At 65.9% G+C, this 19,122-nt stretch carries 16 protein-coding genes; 9 read left to right on the forward strand and 7 right to left on the reverse strand.

Going from position 1 to position 19,122, the window contains the following annotated elements; genetic code table 11:
* Window positions 1-8 precede the first annotated feature (8 nt).
* The 3 genes from D7X30_RS25370 to tgt form a co-directional block, all read right to left on the reverse strand.
* Window positions 9-776 carry a transglutaminase domain-containing protein gene (locus D7X30_RS25370; RefSeq protein ID WP_120565546.1) on the reverse strand — a complete coding sequence of 256 codons (768 nt, stop codon included), beginning with the start codon at window positions 774-776 and terminating at the stop codon, window positions 9-11.
* 179 nt (window positions 777-955) lie between these two features.
* Window positions 956-2,140, reverse strand: coding sequence for a nuclease (locus D7X30_RS25375; protein WP_120565547.1), 1,185 nt, complete (start codon window positions 2,138-2,140; stop codon window positions 956-958).
* A 132-nt stretch (window positions 2,141-2,272) separates the two neighbouring features.
* On the reverse strand, window positions 2,273-3,442 hold the full coding sequence (gene tgt, locus D7X30_RS25380) for a tRNA guanosine(34) transglycosylase Tgt (RefSeq protein WP_120565548.1): 1,170 nt from the start codon (window positions 3,440-3,442) through the stop codon (window positions 2,273-2,275).
* A 280-nt stretch (window positions 3,443-3,722) separates the two neighbouring features.
* Between tgt and D7X30_RS25385 the strand changes: the two genes are divergently transcribed.
* From D7X30_RS25385 to D7X30_RS25405, 5 genes are all read left to right on the forward strand, one after another.
* The gene (locus D7X30_RS25385) at window positions 3,723-5,321 is read left to right on the forward strand and encodes an ABC-F family ATP-binding cassette domain-containing protein (RefSeq protein WP_120565549.1); all 1,599 of its coding nucleotides are present in this window, start codon (window positions 3,723-3,725) and stop codon (window positions 5,319-5,321) included.
* A gap of 194 nt (window positions 5,322-5,515) precedes the next feature.
* Entirely contained in the window at window positions 5,516-7,048 is a 1,533-nt protein-coding gene (locus D7X30_RS25390) for a DUF4041 domain-containing protein (protein ID WP_233591780.1), read from the forward strand.
* A 40-nt stretch (window positions 7,049-7,088) separates the two neighbouring features.
* A complete protein-coding gene (locus tag D7X30_RS25395; RefSeq protein WP_158619367.1) occupies window positions 7,089-8,831 on the forward strand; it encodes an SIR2 family protein in 1,743 nt (580 codons plus the stop codon).
* Window positions 8,832-8,837: 6 nt separating this feature from the next.
* Window positions 8,838-9,515, forward strand: coding sequence for a hypothetical protein (locus D7X30_RS41715; protein ID WP_147443298.1), 678 nt, complete (start codon window positions 8,838-8,840; stop codon window positions 9,513-9,515).
* A gap of 492 nt (window positions 9,516-10,007) precedes the next feature.
* The gene (locus D7X30_RS25405; protein WP_147443299.1) at window positions 10,008-11,324 is read left to right on the forward strand and encodes a hypothetical protein; all 1,317 of its coding nucleotides are present in this window, start codon (window positions 10,008-10,010) and stop codon (window positions 11,322-11,324) included.
* Between the two features lie 45 nt (window positions 11,325-11,369).
* Here D7X30_RS25405 and D7X30_RS25410 read toward each other — a convergent pair whose 3' ends face one another.
* Both D7X30_RS25410 and D7X30_RS25415 read right to left on the reverse strand, forming a co-directional pair.
* On the reverse strand, window positions 11,370-12,425 hold the full coding sequence (locus tag D7X30_RS25410) for a serine/threonine-protein kinase (RefSeq protein WP_120565554.1): 1,056 nt from the start codon (window positions 12,423-12,425) through the stop codon (window positions 11,370-11,372).
* An 88-nt stretch (window positions 12,426-12,513) separates the two neighbouring features.
* Window positions 12,514-13,632: a pentapeptide repeat-containing protein gene (locus tag D7X30_RS25415; protein WP_158619369.1), complete on the reverse strand. Its 1,119-nt coding sequence runs from the start codon at window positions 13,630-13,632 to the stop codon at window positions 12,514-12,516.
* Between the two features lie 278 nt (window positions 13,633-13,910).
* Here D7X30_RS25415 and D7X30_RS25420 point away from each other — a divergent pair, with 278 nt between their 5' ends.
* Window positions 13,911-15,446, forward strand: a complete 1,536-nt coding sequence (locus D7X30_RS25420) for a serine hydrolase (protein ID WP_233591781.1) — start codon at window positions 13,911-13,913, stop codon at window positions 15,444-15,446.
* 7 nt (window positions 15,447-15,453) lie between these two features.
* On the opposite strand, the gene D7X30_RS25425 is transcribed toward D7X30_RS25420, so the two are convergent.
* Window positions 15,454-16,113, reverse strand: a complete 660-nt coding sequence (locus D7X30_RS25425) for a glutathione S-transferase family protein (RefSeq protein WP_120565556.1) — start codon at window positions 16,111-16,113, stop codon at window positions 15,454-15,456.
* A 97-nt stretch (window positions 16,114-16,210) separates the two neighbouring features.
* Here D7X30_RS25425 and D7X30_RS25430 point away from each other — a divergent pair, with 97 nt between their 5' ends.
* From D7X30_RS25430 to D7X30_RS25440, 3 genes are read left to right on the forward strand one after another with little or no spacing between them, the layout of a single operon-like run.
* On the forward strand, window positions 16,211-16,717 hold the full coding sequence (locus tag D7X30_RS25430) for a helix-turn-helix domain-containing protein (RefSeq protein WP_120565557.1): 507 nt from the start codon (window positions 16,211-16,213) through the stop codon (window positions 16,715-16,717).
* Window positions 16,718-16,761: 44 nt separating this feature from the next.
* Window positions 16,762-17,361, forward strand: a complete 600-nt coding sequence (locus D7X30_RS25435; RefSeq protein ID WP_120565558.1) for a hypothetical protein — start codon at window positions 16,762-16,764, stop codon at window positions 17,359-17,361.
* A gap of 48 nt (window positions 17,362-17,409) precedes the next feature.
* Window positions 17,410-17,892: a hypothetical protein gene (locus D7X30_RS25440; protein ID WP_120565559.1), complete on the forward strand. Its 483-nt coding sequence runs from the start codon at window positions 17,410-17,412 to the stop codon at window positions 17,890-17,892.
* Between the two features lie 62 nt (window positions 17,893-17,954).
* Here D7X30_RS25440 and D7X30_RS25445 read toward each other — a convergent pair whose 3' ends face one another.
* Window positions 17,955-19,016, reverse strand: a complete 1,062-nt coding sequence (locus D7X30_RS25445) for a YihY/virulence factor BrkB family protein (protein WP_120565560.1) — start codon at window positions 19,014-19,016, stop codon at window positions 17,955-17,957.
* Window positions 19,017-19,122 lie beyond the last annotated feature (106 nt).

Genomic DNA, 19,122 nt, shown 5'->3' on the forward strand with positions numbered 1-19,122 from the left:
CGCGGACTTCAGCCCACCGCCTGGTGGGTCTCGGTGACGCCCTGGTACCCGTAGAGGCCGCTGTCGTACGGGGTGATGGCGTCGTCGGCCTTCTTGGTGCAGGCCGCGGCGGTGGGGTCGAAGGCCTGGAACTGGCCCTTGTCGTCCTTGAACTCCACCCACGCATGGAGGCCCCGGTCCGTATTGCCGAAGACGACTTGCGCGTCCACGCCGGCCTGCTCGAAGCGCTGTTCAGCCTCGATGGCCATGTCCACGCAGACGCCGGACTTGGACGCGTCGAAGGTGCTGGCGTTCTTCATGGCGGCATCCCACGACTTGCCGCCCGTGTAGTCGTATTTCCAGGACGTGGCCTCCTTCGCGATGTCCTGGGCCACCGCATCCGCGCTCTTGCCGGAGGACGGGCCCTTCGCGCCCTGCGCCTGCGCCTGCGCGGGGGCAGGCGCCGGGGCCGGCGCGGGCTGCGCCTTCTGGGCCTGGGCCTTGGACGGCTCGAAGCTGTCGCGCTGCCAGTTCTGCTGGAAGCTCTGTGAGCTATTGGTGGGCTTCGGGCCCTGGGCCTTCGCGCCCTCGCCCTTCAGCAGGGCCTCCTTCGTCAGGCCCAGCTCCTTCAGCAGCTTCGCGAACTCCTGGGGCTGCTTCGCGGAGTCCACCGTCTTCACGGGCGAGCCGTCCGGCTTCACGACCTTCACCACGACATTCCGCGGGGCCTGCCCGGCTTCGGGGGAAGGCTTCGCGCACGGGCTGGAGGACGGACGAGAGAGGGAGGAGATCGCCATGGGACAGGGCCTCGAAGAAGCAGCGGGGATGCCCGTCCCATGAGCACGGCGTGTGCCAACGCTCGTGCTTCTTGGGGTGAACGCCAAACCCCTGTGTTTCCAGGACCCGTGGGCCGGGCCTCGTCAGCGGAGGCCCGCGCCGCTGATGACAGCCGTTGGCGGGGTGATGTCCGCCGTCATCACCCTGCCGCCTCGGAGGCACCGTCGGGCTCCGGCTCCTCCGGCCCTTCCACGGTGCGCTCCAGCGTGCGAGCGAGCGCGGCCCGCGCCTCCGCCGCCTCCTCGAAGGGCTCATCGCTCCCGGCCCGCGCCGGAGGAGGCACCGTCGCATCCAGTTCGTCCGGGTGCAGGCGGAACCACTTCGCGACGAGCATCACCTCCTGGGACTCCTGAGCGCGGAGGCCAATCGCCTCCGGCTCCGGCACGTCGAAGATGGCCCGCACGCGCGCGTCCAGCGCCGCCTGCTCCTCCGGCGTCCGGGGCGTGGGCACCTCCGCGCGGATCCGTCCCCGCCTGAGCACATACGTGCGGTCCTCACCGCCGTGCCCGCGCGCCGTGTAGATCAGCGACAGCCGGCGCAGCGTGCGGCCCAGCTCGACGATCCACGCCTGCACGTTCTCCAGCCGCTCCGCGCGGTCGCGCAGCTCCGCCGCGTATTCGAACTGGAGCCGCCGCGCCGCCATCGCCATGCGCTCGCGCAGGATGACGAGCGGCCGGTCCGACTCGCCGTTGAGGAACGCCCGCGCCAGCGCGACCTGAGCCAGGTACTCCGCCGTCGTGCACCCACTCGCGCATGGAGACAGACACCGCGCCGTCTGCCCGCGCATGCACCGCGGATCGTCCTTCAGGGGGAAGAGCTGGATCTGATCCGCCAGCCGCATGGGCGTCTCGGACGGGCAGTCGCGCAGCTCCAGCAAGTCGTTCACCGCGCGCACCACGTCCGCCATGGTGTGCCGGCCGTGAAAGGGCCCGAAGTACTCCGCGCGCCCGTCACCGCCGGGCTGGCCCACCACGCGCAGGCGGGGCACGGCCTCGCGCGTGAGCTGGAGGAAGCAGTGCGCGCGGTCGCGCTTGTGCTCCACGTTGTAGAGGGGCCGGTGGCTCTTGATCAGCCGGAACTCATGGAGCAGCGCCGCGAACTCGCTGGCCGTGTACTCCCACTCCACCTGGTGCGCCTGGGCAACGATCTCCCAGGCCTTCTCGCCCTCGTCCGCGCGGAAGTACGACAGGAGCCGCGTGCGCACCCGCACGGACTTGCCCACGTAGAGCAGCTCCCCGGCGGGACCGAAGAACCGGTACACGCCGGGCCGGTTCTCCGCGCTCGCGCGGACGTGACTCAGGAGGGTGGCGACGCGCGGATCCATGCGGCGGAAGGTGCGCCGGGCAACAGAGCCCGGGCACCGCAGGCTAACCCGCCACGTCTCTCCGCACCGCCGTTCGCGTGGCGCCCTTCACAACCCGGCCGGAGGGCGGGCGGAGGGCCACGCGCCCGGACTTCAGCCCACGTCCTTCAGCGTCGCGGCGCTGGCCGCGGCCTCGTCCTTCAGGTCCTTGGGCGTGGCGATGGCGGACTTCAACTCGCGGTACGTCTGCGCGTAGCCGTTGCGCAGGATGCCTTCGCGCACGCGCTCCATGAGCCGCTGGTAGTGCCGCACGTTGTGCACGGACAGGAAGCGCGAGCCCAGGTGGTGCTTGCCGCGCATCAGGTGCTGAAGGTAGCCGCGCGTGTACTTCTTGCACACGTAGCAGTCGCACTCGGGGTCGAGCGGCCCGTCATCCAACTGGTACACGGTGCGGGTGATGCGCACCAGTCCCTGGAACGTGTACGCGTAGCCCTGCTGCGCCATCTTGGTGGGGATGATGCAGTCGAACATGTCCACGCCGCGCAGCACCGCCTCCAGCAGGTCCGTGGGGGTGCCCACGCCCATCAGGTAGCGAGGCTTGTCCTGCGGCAGGGACGCGGTGGCGCGCTCGGTCATCGTGTCGCGCTCCACCTTCGTCTCGCCCACGGCCAGCCCGCCGATGGCGAACCCGTCAAAGGGCAGCTTCGTGAGGAACGCGGCGCTCTCGTCGCGCAGATGCGGGTGGACGCCGCCCTGGACGATGCCGAACAGCGCCTGGCCCGTGGGCTTCGACTCCTTCGCGGCGAGGCTGCGCACGGCCCAGCGGTGGGTGCGCTCCATGGCCTCGCGGGTGCCGGCCTCGTCCGTGCGCGAGTCGATGCACACGTCCAGCACCATCATGATCTCCGAGTTGATCGCCTGCTGCATGGCGATGCTGGACTCGGGGCTGAGGAGCCGGCGGCTGTTGTCGTAGAAGCTGCGGAAGTGCGCGCCCTTCTCCGTGATGAGCCGGTCCTCCGGCAGGGAGAAGATCTGGAACCCGCCCGAGTCCGTCAGCACGGCGCCGTCCCAGCCCATGAAGGGGTGGATGCCGCCGAAGCGCTCGAACACCTCCGGGCCGGGCCGGAGCATCAGGTGGTAGGTGTTGGCGAGGAGGACCTTGGCCCCCGTCTCCTTCACCTCCTCCATGGCGAGGTGGCGGAAGCCGGCGTGGGTGGCCACCGGCATGAACATCGGAGTGGGGAAGGACCCCTTGCGGGTGTGGAGGATGCCCGTGCGGGCGCCGGTGGGGTCGGTGTTCAGGAGTTCGAAGCGGACGGCCATTGGACGGGCCTTATACCCAGCCCGCCCGTCCGGGGGCACCCGCTTCCTGGGGGACGCCCGCCTGGTCTCCTGGAAGCCGTCTCTCCCCTCCCCGCTCTCGGGAGGCTCCGGTTTCCCTACCCGGCCCCTGGGGGCGAGGGGCTGGCGGGGGGGATACCCGGTGGGAAGGCGGCATTTCCGAGGCGGGCGGGCGGTTACATTGGGTCCTCCGGTACGCCGCCGGGCTTCGATTTACCGCGCGTCTTGGGTCGCCGCGCCATTTCCGTTACAAGCCGCCGCCATGTTCAACGTCATCAACGTCTCCAAGGCCTACGGGCCCAAGAAACTTTTCGAGGAGGTCAACGTCGCCTTCTCGCCGGGCCGCCGCTACGGCCTGACCGGTCCGAACGGGGCCGGCAAGTCCACGTTCATGAAGATCCTCGCGGGTGACGAGGAGCAGGACATGGGCGACATCATCCGCCCGCGGAAGCTGGGCATCCTGCGCCAGGACCACTTCCGCTACGAGAACGACCGCGTCATCGACGTGGTGCTGATGGGCAACCGCCACCTGTGGGCGGCGATGGACGAGAAGAACAAGCTGCTGGCCAAGTCCGACATCACCGATGAGGACGGCAACCGGCTGGGTGAGCTGGAAGGCATCATCGCGGAAGAGGACGGCTATTCGGCGGAGAGTGACGCGGCCACGCTGCTGGCCGGCCTGGGCATCGAGGAGTCCTTCCACGAAGAGCCCATGCGCCAGCTGACGGGCGGCCTGAAGCTGCGCGTGTTGCTCGCGCAGGCGCTGTTCGGCAAGCCGGAGGGGCTGCTGCTCGACGAGCCCACGAACAACCTGGACATCGATTCCATCCGCTGGCTGGAGAACTTCCTGCATGTGTACGAGGGCGTGCTGATCACCATCAGCCACGACCGGCACTTCCTGAACTCCATCTGCACGCACATCGCGGACATCGATTACGAGACCATCATCCAGTACACGGGTGGTTACGACGACATGGTCCGGCAGAAGTCGCAACTGCGCACCCGGGTCGAGTCCGAGACGGCGGAGAAGAAGAAGAAGATCGCCCAGCTGCAGGACTTCGTGGCGCGCTTCCACGCCGGTACGCGAGCGTCTCAGGTGCAGAGCCGCATCAAGCAGATCGACAAGCTGAAGACGGAGGACCTGAAGCGCTCGAACATCGCGCGGCCGTTCATCCGGTTCGACCAGAAGGTGGTCAGCGGTCGGCAGACGCTGATGTTCGAGGGCCTGAAGAAGTCCTTCGACGGGGTGCCGGTCATCAAGCCGTTCACGGGCCTGGTCTGCAAGGGCGAGCGCATCTGCGTCATCGGCCGCAACGCCGTGGGTAAGTCCACGCTGGTGAAGATGCTGGCCAACCAGCTGGAGCCGGACGCGGGGACCATCACCTGGGGCCACCAGGCGACGGTGGGCTACCTGCCGCAGGACCACCACGGCGTCATCCACAAGGGGACGACGTGCTTCGGCTACCTGCGGGAGATCAGCGAGAAGCTGACGAACGAGGAGATCTCGGGCGTGTTGGGCCGGATGCTCTTCTCGGGTGAGGAGCGGATGAAGGCGACGGACACGCTCTCCGGTGGTGAGACGGTGCGAGTGCTGTTGTCCAAGCTGATGATCACGCAGGACAACGTGCTGATCCTGGACGAGCCGACGAACCACCTGGACCTGGAGTCCATCGCGGCGCTGGCGGAAGGTTTGTCGAAGTTCGACGGCACGGTCATCTGCGTGACGCACGACCAGGAGCTCATCTCCGAGGTCGCGACCCGCATCTGGAGCCTGGAGGCGGGCAAGGAAGTGCTCGACTTCAACGGCCCCTACTCCGAGTTCATGGAGAAGCACGCGGACGCGGCGCTCAAGCGCCGATAGTCCTTCGCTACTTCAGGCAGTGCCAACGCCGCCCGTTTCCGGTCCTCCGGAAGCGAGGCGGCGTTTTCGTGCGGGTGTCCATCCCTCTCCCGGGTGATGTCGCTTCCTTGAGCGGGTCGGCAAGACTCACGCCAGGCCGTCAGTCCATGGTGGCCTGGGGGTGAGCGATGGTTCTGTCCATGATGTGGGGACTGTTGGCGTCGCTGTTCGCGGCCTTGTGGTTCCGGTCCCGCTCTCACGTTCACGAGTTGCAGGAGCGGTTCAAGCCCATCGTGGACATTGAAGCCGAGAAGAGACGAATCACAGAAGAGATCGCACAAACACAACGGGCCGCCACAAAGGCCCTTGAAGCTGAGCGCCATCGGGCAGCCCAGGAATTGGCTGAAGCCCGTGGCATCGCTGCCAAGGAGCGCATCGACGAACAGACGCGAGTGCTCGCCCAGCTTGCTCGAGAAAAGGAGTCTTCCGCGAAGGCCATCGCCGAGGAGAAGAAGCAAGCGGCCTCGGAATGTCACCGCATGCGGGAAGAGGCTTCACGAGCAACGGTGGCCGCCGCACGGTCTGTGACTGAAGCGGAAGAACAGCGTCAGAAGCTGCTCTTGGAGCAACGGGAGCTGAAAGCCACCATCGTTCGGTTACGCGAAGAGCTTCGTCCCCTGGATGAAGAAGCAATTCTCCTCTCCACCGGCTTCTACAAGTCGGTTTACGCCTTCTCCTCCGTCGAGGAGTACGAGCGCCGCCTCGATGCGCTTCGAGAGACGCAGAAGTCAATGCTGCAGAACAAGGTGGCGGCGACCTGCTCTCTGGAGTGGGAGGTCAATGGCAGTAAGGCCGAGGGCAGAAAGCAAACGGAGCGTACGCTGAAGCTGATGCTCCGCGCCTTCAACGGCGAAGCCGATGCCTGCGTCGCGAAAGTGACCTACAAAAACATCAAGACCATGGAAGCTCGCATCGAAAAGGCAGCGGATGCGATCAATGCGTTGACGAAGATCCAGCAATGCACCATCGCGAGCAAGTACGTTGCCCTCAAGCTGGACGAACTGCGCCTGGCTCATGAATACGCCGAGAGGGTCCAGCAGGAGCGCGACGAGCAGAAGCGCATTCGGGAGCAGATGCGCGAGGAAGAAGCGGCGCAGCGCGAACTTGAGAAGGCGAAGCTTGAGGCGGAGCGAGAGGCGAAGCGAGACGCGGAGGCCCTGGCGAAGGCGAAAGCCGACTACGAAAGAGCCAAGGGCTCCGAGCAGCAAAAGCTTCTGGAGCGCATCGCGGAACTGGAGCGCCGCGTCGCAGAAGACCTGGAAAAACAGAGAGCCATCTCCCAGGCCCAGCTCACGCGGACGGGGCACGTCTACGTCATCTCCAACATCGGCTCCTTTGGAGAGGGCGTGTTCAAGATGGGAATGACCCGGCGGCTGGTGCCCCAGGACCGCATCGACGAGCTGGGAGACGCGTCGGTGCCCTTCGAGTTCGACGTCCACGCCATCATCCGGACCTCGGATGCCCCGGCACTTGAAAGCGCACTGCACAAGGCCTTCGCGAACCGGCGCGTCAACCGCATCAACGAGCGCAAGGAGTTCTTCCGCGTCGGCCTGGATGAGATCGCGGAGGCGGTCCGCAAGCATCACGGTGAGTTTGAATTGACCCGGATTGCTGAAGCTGCGGAATACCGGAAGACGTTGGCACTCCAAGAGGAGGAGCGCCTCACGCATGCTGAACGGGCGGCGTAGGCTCTGAACCGCGTGTGCCTCGGTTATGGTTGCGTCATCAATGGGCTCTGAGAAACTGCTTCCCTCGTTGGATGCGCTTCGTAGTGCGGTGAAAGCCGCCACACGCAAAAAGAAGATCGCATTCCTTGTCGGCTCTCCGCTCTCGATGCAAGAGACACCTGATGCGCCACAAGTCCCGGGCGTCACAGCAATGCTCCAATTCATTCGGAAGCGGGTTCCTTCCGAGCACCTAGAGCAGTTCGATGCGGGACTGAAAGTAGACAGAGAGAATACTTACCAGTGGGCAATGAAGTTCATTCAGGACCGTGATAGCCGATCGGTCGCCAATGAGGTCATTCGAGAAGCGGTCCTACGAGCCCGGTTGCATCCTGATGCAGATCAGGGGCTTGAGGACGTCCAAATCGATACCGACTTCAGCGGATGGGCACTCCCCCCTGCAACGCTACATCTCGGCGGATTGCTTGCTGAACATCCTGGACGTTTCGGTCCAGTCATGACGACCAATTTCGATCCGCTCCTTCCTGCTTCGGTAAAAGCTGCGGGCGGGGAGGTCCTTCGCACTGTCGTCGACCGCGACGAGCCTTTCAGCCAAGCAAAGCTCTCTGCCTCCAACTTCTCACACCTCGTCTACCTCCATGGCTATTGGCTGGAGGCGGAGACGCTCCACACCTCGATTGAACTCGCACGCGAGCGCCCCCGCGTCGCAGCCGACATTACCCATGTCTTAACCAGCCACACGCTCGTTGTCGTGGGATATGGAGGCTGGGATGATATCTTCACTCAGACTCTTGCTGCCATTAGCGCAGACCGCCATAAGCAGGTTGACATTCTGTGGGCCTTTTTCGACAAAGAGACCAGTGTCGTCCAGGCTCGCAACAAACATTTCCTTGACAGAGTCAGGGAACTGACGGGACGGAATCAACTCCGCCTCTATGGGGGCATCAACTGCCATGAACTCTTCGCGAGGCTCCGTGAAGACTTCGGCACATCTGGCACCGCCACAACTCAGCCCCCAAACAAGGCACCCAAACAAGGCAAGGTTGAACCGCAGCGGCCAGCACCAATTGCAACAAGCGCCAAAGCCCCTGAGCCGACGACCTCGACGCCTCACAGCACTACGAGCGCGCCTACGCCAACGCCCTCCGTGCCAAGCATCCCCGTCTCCCCATCCGTTCCGAAGACGGACGCCACGGCCAGTCCTCCGAAATCAACATCCAGCAGAATCCTGCCTTTTGCGGCTGCCGCGCTGTTTGCTGGCGGCATGGCTGCCGTATGGCCATCCCCCAGCAAAGGCGTGAGCAATGACGTCATCGCCATCCCACCTCCGCGCAATCTGAGACCTGTCCAGCCGCAGCCCCCGACGACGACCGCTCCGGCCCCGGTACCCGCAAGCACGCTCAGAAGCGTTCGCCAACAACACCAGGTTGTGGCAGCTTCGGACGCCGAACGCGGAACTCGCGTCTCACAACTTCCCCGGGGGCGCTACGCATTTGTCCCGATGAGCGCCGTTCCCACCTACAGTGCGGACACCACCATCTACGGCCCCATCCAGGAGGGAATCGAGCTTCACCGCGCGCTAGCGGATGGATCCTTGTATCTCGTGGGCTATGCGGATGCCCCAACCATGGCGGCCCTCGGATATCCGAAACCTGCGCCCATCGTCATTACCCCCACACCCGGTGGTAGAAGGACGCAGGTCGCGAGCATTCCGGTATCTCGGATGACCACCGCTGAAGTGCGCATGGATAAAGGCACCCGCGTGTTGGTTCTTCACCTCAACTAACAAACAATGAAACTCAACAACAGAATCCTTTCCCTTGGGTTGATGTCACTCCTCTTGCTTGCGGGTTGTGGGCCCGAGGACTTCAACCCGGGCCCCTCCAATCCCGGCGTGGAAGATCCGCCGCCACTCGACGAAATTTGCACTGCCGGAAACTGCGCGGGTTGCTGTGATCCGACCACGAACAAATGCGTCCAGGTTCGCACCAACGACGCATGCGGTGCCAATGGCGTTACCTGCACGAAGTGCGCGACCGGGACCATCTGCCACCCATCACAGCAGCAGTGCTACACGCCTACCATTCGCACGAAGATCCGGGCCCTGCGTGCCACGATTTCTTCGCATGATCCCGCGGATGACAGCGACTGGGATGTCGACGGCTCACCACCGGACGCCTTGATTGAACTGATCTGCCCCAACGCCCAGCCTGCGGTTTCCAGGTCGGAAGAGATTGAGAGCTTCACCCCCAACTGGACGACAGGGGGATGTGATGTTCTCAGCACGGATCTGCTTTCCATGCCTGTCCAGTTCAACGTTCTCGATGTCGACGTCATCGTCGATGACAAGGTTGCGTCAGCCCAATACCAGTTCACCCAAGCCGACATCGAACGTGGAGTCGTAGAATTGACGGTCTCCAATACACTGACCTCAGTGGTCTTCCAGCTCACCACCTACTACGCCGAATAGGCCGAAACCCAAGAGCGCCGTTTCTGAGGTTCCTGGCAGTGCCAACGCCGCCCGTTTCCGGTCCGTCCGGAAGCGAGGCGGCGTTTGTCGCGTCAAGGCTCCGTTGGAGGCACCAGGAGCGCACGAGCAGGCGGGTCCGAGCAAATGGGCGGCAGTGCGCCTGCTGCACGGGAATGGCGCGGATGCTTCTTGAACAAGCATTGGAAGCCCGCGCCCGCACCAGGGTGTTGGCACCGACGGCACAGGCTTGGGCGTGCGCATTGAAGCCCTTACCGTCCGTTTCGCGGAACAATGCTCGATCCGTGAGGCTCCAACGGCTGGTGGCCCAGAAGCCGAACGTGACGGTGCGCGAGGCGTCAGCGGGTATGATGCAAGGCCATGTACCCGACACGCCGTCTTCTGGCCCGTGGACCGTGGCTGTTTGATCTCAGACCGCATCGGCTCATCGTCTTCCACGGAGATGAAGCCGTGCGCCGGGAGGTCAGTGGAGACGTGCCGAATCCTCCGTCCGCGCCCGTGGTGCTCGCCGCACTGGATGAGGCAAAGGACGCCTGGGTGGGATGCGGGGATCAGCGTGTCTTCTCCGTGGGGGTCGGCGCAAGCGCTCCCGCCCAGGCCCTTCCGAGGGAGTGCTTCGATCTCATCACCGATGGGGACCGGCTCATCGCAACGGTGGTGGACGGCGCCCTCAAGCTGACCACCCTCTTCACGACCGATGGATCCGGGCAGCGATGGGAACCCATGACCTTGCCCAAGCCCGTGTCCGCCAGGCACGGGTACGGATACAGCGAGGGGCGCCCCCACCGTCAGTCCCCCGATGGGGCGTTCCTCGATACGAGCCCCTTTGGCATCACCGTCGTGGAGAAGGGCCGGGGCCGCGTCTACGTGCTCCGCTCGGGGGCGGCTCAGCCGGAGGGTGCGCTCCAGGTGGAGCCGGGCCATGAGCAGGACATCTGGCGGGCCCAGGCCACTCCCCTCGGCGTGCTCCTCCTGCTCGTCATCAACTACCGGCAGACGGCGCTCCTCCACTTCGCGCTCGATGGCACCCTGCTCGGATCCATCCCGGGGAGTGATGATGATGACGATGAGGAGGAGGAACAGACCTGGGGCGGTGCCGGGGTGTGCGTCCTCGACGCGGCCCGGGCGCTCCTCTTCGTCCAGGACAAGATCCTCCTGGTGTCCCTGCCCGGGCTCCAGGTGCTCGAGACGCTCGTGGGAGAGTGGCCCCACTTCGTGTCCGTGACGCCCGCGGGTGCTGACCGGTGGTGGGTGGGCGCCGAGGACAGTGACGCGCTCTTCCTGCTCACCGCCGAGCCTGGACACCCCTTGCACCTCCACGCCTCACACCGTCCGGTGAGCCCGGGCGCGCCGCTCATGCACGTGGGCTACAAGACGCCCGCATTCCACTGGACCGAGTACACCTCGGCGCCGCTCACTGTGTCCTCGCCCGTGACCGAGACGTGGCGGGCGATGGTGCGCAATGACGGGACCGCGTGTGAGGCGGTGCGGATCCGCGTGTCCGGGGTGCTCGTCGGCGCTCGCGTGGTGGACGTGAGCGTGCGGTATCGCGGCCAGCCGCTCCCGATGGTGGAGGAGCACCGCGTGAACCTCGTGGGGAAAACCGCTGGACTGGAGGGAGGGTCCACCGCGGAGCTGGAGGTGACCTTCAAGCCCCGGAGCGAGGGCTCGGGACCGCTGACCATCACCGTCGAGCCGTGCTCCTGGCAGTGGCAGGGCAAGGACGAGCCTCGCGCCCTCGGAGTGACGGGCCATCCGGCATCCGTCCAATTCCTGCTCACGGTGGAGTAGTGCGAACCGCGCCCCCTGTCCTCGATCAGTTCATGACGGGCGTGGTCACCACTTCCAGAGCAGGGCGCCGCCTCCGAGCAGGAACGCCAGGCCCACTGCCGCCGCGAGGATCCAGGCTCGTCCCAAGCGGGGCCGCGCCTGGCTCTCCGGGCCATCCGGAGCCGGGGCGGCGACGGTCGGGTCGTCGCTCGGAGAGACCTGCTGGACGAGCTGGGCCACCTGCCGCGAGGTCACCGGCTCCCCCTCCGAGCGGATGAAATCCTCCAGCTCCTTCCGGAACGCGTGGCAGTCCGGGTAGCGCTGATCCCGATCTTTCGCGAGCGCCCGGGCGAGGATGGCTCGAAGGGCATCGGGCAGGTCTGGCCGGTGCTGCTCGGCCGGCACGAGGGGCTCGGACACGACGACCCGAAGCAAGTCCCAGTCGGACGTGGACTCAAAGGGCCTGCGCGTGGTGAGCAGTTCGTAGAGCACCAGTCCCAGCGAGTAGACGTCCACCCGCCGGTCCACCGGCACGCCCATGATCTCCTCGGGCGCCATGTACCGGTACTTGCTCATGATGGGGATGTGGTGTTCGGGGGTCCACCGGGCCCGGAAGTAGTCGATGCCGAAGTCCACCACCTTGGCCGTCCCCTGGCGCGACAGGAGAATGTTGTACGGCCGGACGCAGCGGTGGATGAGCCGCAGCGGCTGTTTCGTCTTGGGGTCGGTGAGGTCGTGGGCATAGGCGAGCCCCTCGCAGGCTTGCGAGATGATGCGCGCGCACAGGGTCGCCGGCAGGGTCATCCCCTGGACCGACAGGTGCTTGATCACCCTTCGCAGACTGGGCCCATCGATGTGCTCCCTGGCGAGGAAGGATGTGCCGTCCGCCTCCCCCACGTCGAAGACCCGCACGAGGTGCGGGTGCGTGAGCCGGGCGGCGCTCATCGCCGTGTCGAGGAACATCTCCGGGAACTCCATCTGCTCGGCCATGTCCGACCGGAGGCACTGGAGCACCAGCGTCTTCTCGCTGCCCTGCGGGCCGGCGGCCCTGGCCAGATAATCCTCGATGATGCCTTCGGCGAGCAGGCGGATGCGCTGGTATTTGCCGACGTGGGATGTCACGAGTCGTCTGATTAGCAGACATCACAGGGCTTTGCCTGGCCTCACGTTCAGCCTCATCATTCAGCACCTGACTTCCCCCTGAACGAGCTCAAGCTGGCGCGCTGTTCAGCCAGCGTTGCTGGATGACGGGTGGCATGTTCTTGCGGAGATTTTCCATCCAGCGTTCACATATCGACTTCGCGAACCCTTCCCTCTCATTCTTGCCCGGCTCCACGCCAAGGGCCCACCTGAGGCTGATGACCGCTTCTTCCCTCAGCCTCTCCGCGGCCTTGAGCCGCGAGCGTGCCGCTGCCTCGAAGCCAGGATCCAGGAGGAGTGCGGCGACTGTGAGGGAGGGACACGCCCCACTTCTTCGATCGATCTGAGCCCACAGCGCCGCCAGCGTTTCCGGACGTGCTCCGCTGATCAGCATCGCGATGGCGGCCAGTTGGTGGAAGACAGGGTGTGTTTCACGGAGGAGCGCGAGGATTTCAGCATCCACCCCAGGGCTCATCTCGACCGCTGCTTCCACATGCATCAGGATTTCCTTCCTGTTCAACCACCGGAGCGCACGCAGACCCGGGTCGAGCAGGATGGCATCGATGAACGAGGGGTACCCGCCATGCTCCCGGTAATAGCTCACGTCCGCATTGCCCAGTCCCGCCCGTTCATAGGTGCGCATCCGCCCCGAGAGGACGCCCGCGACGCAGGCTTCCTCCAGGTCACAGCAGGACAACTCCGCGCCTCGGAGATCAGCGCAGCGCAGGTCCGCCTTCATCAGCGTCGCGGCGGTCAAACGGGCATCTTTGAGCCGGGCTCGACGGAACGAACCGCGCACCAGATTCGAAGCTGTGAGGGTCGCCCCTTCCATGTTGGCATCGTCCCAGCAGGTGCTCATCGCGACACACGCCATCAAACTGGCACGCTCCAAGCGCGCCCAGAACAGCGAGGCACCCGACAACGTGGCGAAGTCGAGCCGCGCCTCGTTGAGCCCGCAGTCGTCCAGACGGGCACCCTCGAGCCGTGCATGGACGAGCTCCGCGCCCGGTAGCTCTTCCTGAGTGAGGTCGATGCCTCGGAGATCCCCCACGAGGGGTCCCAGTGCATCCGCTCCCGGAAAGCCCTTGAGGACTTCACGCCAGGGTCCTTGGAATCCCGAGGCGATCAAGCGCTCGCGCCGACGCTGACCGTCGGGTGTGAGCCAGCGTTCTGTCAGGTCGGACCCCATGACCGGGCTATAACATCCAGCACCCAAGGCATTCGATGACCCTCCACGCATCCACCGTGTCTTCCAGCACCCGAAGGCTCATCGGGTTCCTGCTGGCGCTGCTGCCTTTCCACGTCGGCGCTGTTCCCATGCCTGAGGACGCGTTGGTGGGCATCTGGGGCAGTGAGCGCGTCCTCGGGCCTCAGGTTCGGGGAGAGCTGACATTGGTGCGGGCTGGGAACTCCTGGCGCGCGAGCATCGCCGGATTCGATGTTCCTGCCCGGGTTGAGGGCCGGAAGGTGTCCGTCGTCTTCCCAGGAGGCGAACTCCGAGCGACGTTGGCGGAGAACGGCCAGAGCATCACCGGCCACTGGATCCAGCCGCGCGTGCTCATGAGCGGCATGAAGTTCGCCACTCCCGTCGAACTGCGCACGCTTCAGCCGGGTGTGTGGCGCGGAGTCGTGGCGCCGCTGGAGGACCGGTTCTCGCTGTACCTCGTCGTCCAGAAGCAGCCTGACGGCTCCGTGACAGCGTTCATCCGCAATCCGGAGCGGAACTTCGGCAACCGGATGCTGTTCCGCGTGGAGCTCCAGGACCGCACGGTCCGGCTCACGTCCACCAAGGGCGACACCCAGATCGAGGGCACGTTCGACGCGCAGTCTGGACGGCTGTCCCTCCCCTACCCTCCCTTCGACACGACGTTTGACTTCACCCGCCGGGACCGGTCCCAGGTTGTGGGCCTCTACTCCCGCACGCCTGCTCGCGGCCCCTACGCCTACCAGAAGCCCATCGCGGAGGACGACGGCTGGACCACGGCATCCCCCTCCGACGTCGGCATGGACGTCCAACCGCTCCAGCAGCTCGTGCAGCGCATCCTCGACCAGGAACCGAGCCAGGAGTCAGTGCCCGCCATCCAGGGCCTGCTCATCGCGCGTCACGGCAAGCTCATCGTCGAAGAGTACTTCCAGGGCTTCGACAAGGAGCGTCCCCACGACCTGCGGTCCTCCTCCAAGTCCTACGCGTCCCTGCTGATTGGCATCGCCCTGGACCAGGGTGCCCCCTTCACCGTGGACACACCCGTCGCGTCCCTCTTCCCTGAGTACAAGGGCAAGGTCTCCAACCTGGACGCGCGCAAGCGCAAGCTCACCGTCGCGCACCTGATGACCATGGCGACAGGCCTGGCTTGTGACGACGATGATCCGGACTCACCCGGCAACGAGGACCGGCTCGAGGACTCCGTGCCGGATTGGTACAAGTACACGCTGGACCTCCCCATGGTCCGCGCTCCCGGCGGTGGGAAGGCCGTGTACTGCTCCGCGAACATCAACCTGCTCGGCGGCGTCCTTCGCAACACCACCCGCACCTGGATCCCCGAGTTCTTCACCCAGAACGTCGCCACGCCCCTCCAGATGCGCGGCTACCACCTGGACCTCATGCCCGATGGCGAGCAGTACCTGGGCGGCGGCATCTACATGCGCCCTCGCGATGCCCTGAAGCTCGGGCAGCTCTACCTCTCCGGTGGCACTTGGAACGGAAAGCGCGTGGTCAGCCAGCGCTGGGTGGAACGCTCCATCGCGAACCAGGCGACGATGCCGGACGGACGAACCTATGGCTACACGTGGTGGCGCCATGAGCTTCGCGTCGGCGACCGTGTGTATTCACAGTACGAAGCCAGCGGCAACGGGGGCCAGCTGGTGATGGTCGTCCCGGAGCTGGACCTCGCCGTGCTGTTCACCGCGGGCAACTACAACCACGTCGCCCTCTGGCGGAAGTTCCGCGAGGAGCTCCTGCCCCGGTACATCATGGCCGCGGTCTCCACGCCCCCGCGGCCTTGACCTGCTCTCAATCCCGATCCGGCGCTCCCAGCGGGAAGAGCGGCCGGTACGGCCGTCCCCCGTCCACCGCGCGGGCAACGGACGGACGCGCGAGCAACCTCGCGCGATAGGCGCGCAGCTGGGGACACGACTCGGGGATCCGGTGCGTCCAGTCCGCGTAGAACAGCGACGGCGCCGCCGCACAGTCCGCCAGCGTGAAGTCGTTGCCCGCGGCCCAGGTCCGGCCCCCCAGCTGCCCTTCAATCCAGCCGTAGGCGCGCTCCAGCTTCTCCACCGCCAGCGTCATCCCGTCCTGGCGCTTCACCGGGTCCCCCGTCAGCGCTCCGTTCACGGCGTGCTGGACCATGTTCATGACGTGCAGGTCGAAGAAGCGGTCGAGGAACCGTACGTCCAGCGCTGCCATCGGATCCTCGGGCAGCAGGCGCACCGGGCCGGGATGCTTCAGCTGGAGATACTCGATGATGATGCTCGTCTCGACGACCTGATGGTCACCGTCCACCAGCAGCGGGAACTTGCGCAGCGGCCAGCGGCGCAGCCATTCGGCTGAGTGCTCCGGCGTCTCCGGGCTGATGCTTCGAAACTCGAAGGGCGTGCCATTCTCATACAGCGCGATGAGCACCTTCTGCGTGTACGAGGAGAAATAGTGACCGTAGACCGCGAGCGACATCGTCGGACCTTCCCTTTCGACCACTTGCGTTTCGCAATGGGTTGAACCGTATTTAGACCCCTTGCATACTGCAAGTATCAATTCCCGGAGAACGGCCATGCCGCAGACGGGACGCTCCGGCTGCCCCATCAACCTGACGCTCGAACAGCTCGGCGACCGTTGGAGCCTGATCGTCATCCGCGACGTCATGTTCGGGAACCGGCGCAGCTACGGCGACCTGCTCTCCCAGAGCGAAGAAGGCATCGCCTCCAACATCCTCGCGGACCGGCTCAAGCGCCTGACCGCGTCCGGCCTGCTGTCGCGGCGCCCGGATCCGAAGCACCAGCAGAAAGGCGTCTACAGCCTCACGGAGGCGTCCATCCAATTGGTTCCCCTGCTCGCGCACATGGGTGCCTGGGGCCGCCGGCACACGGAGGTGAGCGAGGAGCTGTCGGTGCGCGCGGAGCTGCTGGAGAAGGGCGGCCCGCCGCTCTGGGATGCGTTCATGGAGGAGCTGCGCCACCTGCACCTGGACGCGCAGCGCCCTTCCCGCTCGGTGTTCCGGGAGCTTCAGGTCGCCTATGAGAAGGCCGTCGCGCGCAACGCTCGGGACGGACGGACCTGAAGCGGGTAGCGTTCACCGCCCTCATGAAAGTCATCGGCTGTTGGATGTTCGTCCTGCTGTGCGCGCTGTGGCTTCCCGCCTGCGGTCCCTACGACTGCACCGCGGAGAACTGCGCGGACGGCTGCTGCTCCGCGCTCAATGAGTGCATCCGCTACCGGAGTGACTCGGAATGCGGCCCCAATGGCGGCACCTGTGAAGCGTGCGCGGAAGGCAGTGTCTGCCGGCTCGACCAGCGCGCCTGCTACGCGGGCGTGATGCGCACCTACGTGCAGCCCCGGCGGGCCGTCATCGCGGACGTCGACCCGGACACGGGCGAGGACTGGGACTCCGACGGCTCCCCGCCGGACGTCGTCGTGGAGATGAAGTGTCCCTCCGCTCCCGAGCGCTCCCGCACCCCCGAGGACGAGAGCTGGGACCCCGAATGGCGCTCCGGCGGCTGCCAGGTCATCACCTCCAACCTCCTGCGCTACCCGCTCGAAATCTCCATCTTCGACAACGACGACTTCACCTTCGATGACGAGTTCGGCGGCCTCTCCTACCAGGTCACCCGCGCGGACCTGAACCTGGGCCGCATCGAGCTCTCCATCCCGCCCATCGTGAAGACGCTCGTCTTCGACCTGAGCCACAACTACGCGCCGCAATGAGCCGGGCCCGGCTGTAACCGCCGTCGCGCCCCTGGCGTAGTCCTGACCATGCGCGCCCACCTCCTGCCGCTCATGGCCCTGTTCGCCGCCTGTGGTCCCTCCTCCTCCGTGGACGAGGGGCTCGGCGTCCTCCAGGGCATCGACACCTCCGAGAAGGGCATCACGGCCTTCGTCCGCTCGGGCCAGTACACCTCCTGGCTCGCGGAGCCCTCGGTCCACGACACGCGCGCTCCCCACGGCAGCAAGGTCCGCGTGTTCTTCAACGACGTCGTCGCGCAGTCGCTTCGCGACGGCAATGCCACGCACCCCGTGGGCAGCATCCTGGTGAAGGAGCTCTTCGAGGACGACGGGAAGACGCTCCGGGGCCACGCGCTGGACGTGAAGGTCGCGGAAGGACCCGGCAAGGACACCTGGCTCTTCTTCGAGGGCTTCGGCCCCGACTACACCCGGAACTACTACGGCCGCGCCCACTCGACCTGCCACGGCTGCCACTCCGACGGGACGGACTACGTCACCTCACCGCTGCCGTGAAAATGACGACGGGCGGCCCCCTTTCGAGGACCGCCCGCCGTTGAACGCCCTGTCTGCCCGGCCTACCGCGCCGTGGACTTGCGGCGCATCAGGAACACACCCAGGCCCACGCCCGCGACCCACTTCGCCGCGGCGGCCAGCGGCGTCTTGCTCAGCGCCACCGGTCGGCTCTCGTACCGCGGCTGGGGCGGAACCGGACGGAAGTCCGTGGCGCCGGGGAGGTTCGCGCCCTCCTCTTCCGCCTCCGTCTTCGTCACGTTCGGTCCCGGCGCGTCCGGATCACGCGAACCCGGCGCCTTCCCGTCCGGCGACTTGTGCTCGAGGATGCCGTTGATCTCCGCGCCCAGCAGCACGACCATGCAGGAGATCTGCATCCACAGCAGCATCACGATGACGCCGCCGATGGCGCCGTAGTTCACGTCGTACGAGCCGAAGTTCGCCACGTACTTCGAGAACCCCCACGAGGCGATCACCCAGATGACCACGCTCACCACCGACCCCGGCGTGATGAACTTGAACTTCTGCTTCACGTCCGGCAGCACGTAGTACAGCACCGCCAGCAGCAGCATCATCAGCAGGCCCGCCACCGGCATGCGCAGCCACAGCACGATGCTGGTGAACGGCTCGCCCAGCCTGTTCGCGATCGCCGGCGTCACGATGGCGACGAGGGCCGCCAGCACCACCGTCACCGCCGTCCCCAGCGTCGTCAGTAGCGCGAGGCCGCGCTTCTTCCAGAACGGGCGCTTCTCCGTCACGCCGTAGACCGTGTTGAGCGCGTCCATCAGCGCCACCACACCGCCGGAGGCCGCCCAGATGGCGCCCACGCCACCGATCGTCAGCAACCCCACCGGATTGCTGCTCGCCAGCGCCTCCAGCCGCTCGCCCAGGATCTTCGTCACCTCCTGGGGCGCCACCTTCGACAGCTCCTGGATGAGCTGCTGCGCCTGGTGCGGATCAATCAGCACACCGGCCAGTGACACGAGGAACAGCAGGAACGGGAACAGCGCCATGATGGCGGAGAACGTCAGCGCGCCCGCGACGTTGCCCACGTTGTCGCGCCCCCACTCGTCCTTGAGGGACTTGAAGAAATCCTTCCAACTCATTCCCCTGCCGGGCAGGACCATGCGTCTCCTCCTTGGAGGAGATTGGGCATTCCATCCCCCGGCTGGCTTCCTCCTCCGGGACGTTGCCCGCTCCCCTGCCTGCTCACCGCGCAGGGGGCGGGGAATG

This window comes from Corallococcus sp. AB011P (assembly GCF_003611605.1).
Classification (GTDB): domain Bacteria; phylum Myxococcota; class Myxococcia; order Myxococcales; family Myxococcaceae; genus Corallococcus; species Corallococcus coralloides.